Source organism: Neisseria sp. P0021.S005 (assembly GCF_051956955.1).
The window spans coordinates 1-4,207 of record NZ_JBQCWY010000247.1 but is presented as its reverse complement, the minus strand read 5'-3'; the positions used below and the strand labels follow the sequence as shown (position 1 = coordinate 4,207).

Below are 4,207 nucleotides of genomic sequence, written 5' to 3'. Positions count from 1 at the left end.
GCCAGTCGCCAAGTACGATGCGGGTGTAATCGGCGTTGCGATGGATGTTTTCGCGGTGGGTATGGCCGTGGATGAGCAGGGGCGTGTGGAAGCGTTGGACGGTTTCGTGGGTAAAGGCCGGATTGACGTCCATGATGTCGGCGGTTTTGTGTTGCTTGTCCTGTTTGCTCTGCTTGCGGATTTTGGTGGCGATGTTCAGTCGGAGTGTGAGCGGCAGGAGCAGGAACAGGCCTTGCAGCCATTTTTGATGGACGGTACGGCGGAATTTTTGATAAGAATGGTCGTCGGTGCAGAGAGTGTCTCCGTGACAGAGCAGGGTGGGAGTGCCGAACAGGTCGATAACGGCGTACTCGGGCAGTAAGGTCATGCCGGTATCGCGGGCGAAGGCTTTGCCGATGAGGAAGTCGCGGTTGCCATGGATAAAATAGCAGGCGACGCCGCGCTTGGTCAGGTCGCGGATGGTTTGTTTGATGGTTTGAACCAAAGGGCTGTTTTCGTCATCGCCGATCCAAAAATCGAAAAGGTCGCCAAGAATGTATACGGCTTGGGCATGAATGGCTTTTTCTTGCATAAATTTCTGGAAGAGTGCGGTCAGTTGAGGATGGGATTCGCTCAGGTGCAAATCGGCGATGAAGTAAATCGGCATGATGATGTGGGACGTGTGGGAAGGGTTTTATTATAACTTGGGTTGCCGCATTTGGATTTGGGCTTGGTGTTTTTCGTTTGTAATGCAGTGATTTTATTATTTTGATTTGGTGTGATAAAGGCCGTCTGAAACATCTTTTCAGACGGCCTTTTGGTTTATTGGGCTTTGCCCTGATAGGTGATTTGTTTCAGTGTCTCTTCTTGGTACAAGTCGCTAATGGGGACGGTATAGAAGAATTCGTTGCTGCGAACAAAGCGGTTGACCAAGTCTTTGTCGAGATGGAGGACATGGTGTCGCAGTTTGTTTAAGCCTTTGAATATCATGGTGCTCCAACGCATATAGCCGTCTGAATTGGGACGGATGTCGTTCATGGCATCAAGGGCGAGGAGTTTGCGGTTTTGCTCTTCTTTATCCAAAGGATGGGAATAGATGCTTTGGAAGTAAAACGGTTGCTCGGAGGGCGGCGGCAGGCTGAGGGAAGAGCCTACTTTGCCGATAGGGAAGTCGTCGCTCAGATAATGTATGGTGTGCAAAAACAGATTGCCGCGGCGGTAATCGATTTTACGCAGGGCTTCGATGGCGGCCAGCGCAGTATGTTGATGGTCGGGATGCGTATCAATATTTGGGGACGGCGTCACGATAATATCCGGCTGGAATGTTTCTATCAGATAGCTAAGGTTGTCTACCAAGCTGTTCCAAGTAGAGCCGGGTTTGAGATGTTTCGCCAATGGGGAGGTATTGGCACTGCGGAAAATATCGACATCGGTCGTATCGATTTTGGTCGATTTAATCTCTTTTTCCGGATTTTGGCGCATGGCGGTCAATGTGCTGTCGAAGTAGCCCAGCTGCAGGATGTTTTCAGACGGCACGCCGGCCAAAAGGGGAACGGCTAGGCTGTTCCAAACGCGCATCCGGCCTTTTTGCAGATATTGTGCCTGGGTGTCGAAGTCGCATGTGCTGTAAAGATTGCCATAGTGGAAGCTGCCGCCTTCGCTGGCGGTTAAAGTGCAGATCATTGAATTGGCGGCGTGTTTTTCGTACAAACCGTATGCGCCGAGTTCAGCATCGTCAGCATGAGGCGCGAGGACAAGGATTTTTTTGCCGTCGAGGTTTTCACGCGGATAAACAGAGAGTTCGATTTCTTGATCTGGTAAGGACAGGTATTTGCCTTCCAGGCGGATGGTTTTGTCGCTGTCGGAGAAGGTGTCGCTCAGATTGATATAGCGCACGCCTTTTGCGCCGTATTCGAAATATTGCTTCCATCTGCCTTTAGATGAAATGGTTTCAACAAAAGGCAGTATCAGCAATCCTGCCCAAGTCGATTTGATGCGGATTTTGGCAATAACGGTATCTTGCCCGCTGATAGTGGCGGGCAAAGTCAGGCTGCCACCTTTGAGGATGGCATGCGCGGTAGAGGGAAGGGAGGGATAGTTATAATCTTGGTGTGTGTCGTAGGCGAACTGTTTTTTATGAATAATAGAAGTAATAATAAACAAAGTAACAAAAAAAATCAGTATCAGCCCAATTAGTATCAGAAACATTGTCAGGTTCCTTTATTGTTATAACAGCTATGATATTGCTTGCGAAGTCTATTTGTTTGTTTTTCTTACAAACGGTTGTTTTTTGTACTCTAACGTCATTAAAGAAAACGTTTAAAATAAAACAGTTTGCGGGTTGATTATATATAAACGACCAAAATGTAGAAAGGCCGTCTGAAAGATTTGAAAGAAATTTCAAAAATTTCAGACGGCCTTGATATTTTAAAGGTTAAGCCGGTAAATTATGCTTCTTTTGTTTCAACTGCTTTCTGACGCAGACGCAGGCTCAACTCTCGAAGTTGTTTGTCGTCGACCACATTAGGTGCATTGGTCAGCAGACATTGTGCACGTTGTGTTTTCGGGAAGGCAATCACGTCGCGGATAGATTCGGCACCGGTCATCAGGGTAACCAGACGGTCGAGACCGAATGCAAGGCCGCCGTGAGGAGGCGCGCCGAATTTCAGGTTGTCCAAGAGGAAACCGAATTTCTCTTGTTGCTCTTCAGGGCTGATTTTCAGCGCGGCAAACACTTTCTCTTGTACGTCTGCACGGTGGATACGGATAGAGCCACCGCCGATTTCCCAGCCGTTCAATACCATGTCGTAGGCACGGGCCAAGCAGTTTGCAGGGTCGGAAACCATCAGGTCTTCATGACCTTCTTTTGGCGCGGTAAACGGATGGTGTACGGCAACGTAGCGGTCGGCTTCTTCGTCGTATTCAAACATTGGGAAATCGACAACCCACAAAGGTTTCCATTCGTCTACGAAGTAGCCGTTGTCTTTGCCGTGTTCCAAGCCGACTTTAATACGCAATGCGCCGATGGCTTCGTTCACGACTTTGGTTTTGTCCGCGCCGAAGAAAATGATGTCGCCGTTTTGTGCGCCGGTACGCTCGATGATTTCTTTCAGAGCGTTTTCGGACAGGAATTTCACGATTGGAGATTGCAGGCCGCTGTCTTCGCCGTTGGAAAGGTTGCTGATATCGTTTACTTTGATGTATGCCAGACCTTTCGCGCCGTAGATGCCGACAAATTTAGTATATTCGTCGATTTCTTTGCGGCTGAATTTCGCGCCGTTCGGTACACGCAGAGCGACTACGCGGCCGCCTTTCATGTCGGCTGCACCACGGAAGACTTTGAATTCTTCCGTTTTCATCAGATCGGTCAATTCGGTAAATTTCAAGTTGATGCGCATGTCCGGTTTGTCAGAGCCGTAGTAGAACATGGCTTCAGAGTAAGGCATGCGTGGGAAGTCGCCCAAATCTACATTCAAGGCATCTTTGAAGACTTGTTTGGCCATGCCTTCAGTGATGTCCATGATTTCATCCTCGTTTAAGAACGAGGTTTCCAAGTCGATTTGAGTGAATTCAGGTTGACGGTCGGCACGCAAGTCTTCGTCACGGAAACATTTGGTGATTTGGTAGTAACGGTCGAAACCAGCAACCATCAACAGTTGTTTGAACAATTGTGGAGATTGCGGCAGAGCGAAGAATTCGCCCGGATGAACGCGGCTTGGTACGAGGTAGTCGCGTGCGCCTTCCGGAGTGGAGCGGGTCAGCATCGGTGTTTCGATGTCGATGAAGCCTTGCGCGTCCAAGTAGCGGCGAACGCCCATGGCGACTTGGTAACGCAGACGCAGGTTGCGTTGCATGGCAGGACGGCGCAAGTCGATAACGCGGTTGGTCAGGCGAACGTTTTCGCTGATGTTTTCGTCGTCGATTTGGAACGGAGGCGTAGCGGCAGCGTTCAAAACTTCGATTTCTTTGGCAAGGATTTCGATTTTGCCGGAAATCATTTTGTCGTTGGTTGTGCCTTCAGGACGGTTGCGTACGCGGCCGGTAATGCTCAAAACATATTCGTTGCGGGAAGAGTCGGCAGCGGCAAATGCTTCCGGAGTGTCAGGGTCGATAACGACTTGAACGATGCCTTCGCGGTCGCGCAGGTCGATAAAAATCACACCGCCGTGGTCGCGTCGGCGGTGTACCCAGCCTTTGACGGTAACGGTTTGGTCTAAGTATTGCTCGC

The 4,207-nt window shown here is 49.5% G+C and carries 3 protein-coding genes; all 3 read right to left on the bottom strand.

The features are described 5' to 3' along the window. Window positions 1-649: UDP-2,3-diacylglucosamine diphosphatase (lpxH, locus tag ACTHUE_RS11970; RefSeq protein ID WP_440423549.1), on the bottom strand; the 649-nt coding region annotated here is incomplete at its 3' end. 152 nt (window positions 650-801) lie between these two features. Next, entirely contained in the window at window positions 802-2,187 is a 1,386-nt protein-coding gene (locus ACTHUE_RS11965) for a PIG-L deacetylase family protein (protein WP_377072524.1), read from the bottom strand. Window positions 2,188-2,426: 239 nt separating this feature from the next. Continuing rightward, the coding region (gene aspS / locus ACTHUE_RS11960) for an aspartate--tRNA ligase (protein ID WP_440423548.1) at window positions 2,427-4,207 on the bottom strand (1,781 nt) is incomplete at its 5' end.

Excerpts from the sequence above, each read along its gene's own strand:
- ACTHUE_RS11965 (WP_377072524.1), bottom strand. The coding sequence starts at position 2,187 with ATGTTTCTGATACTAATTGGGCTGATACTGATTTTTTTTGTTACTTTG.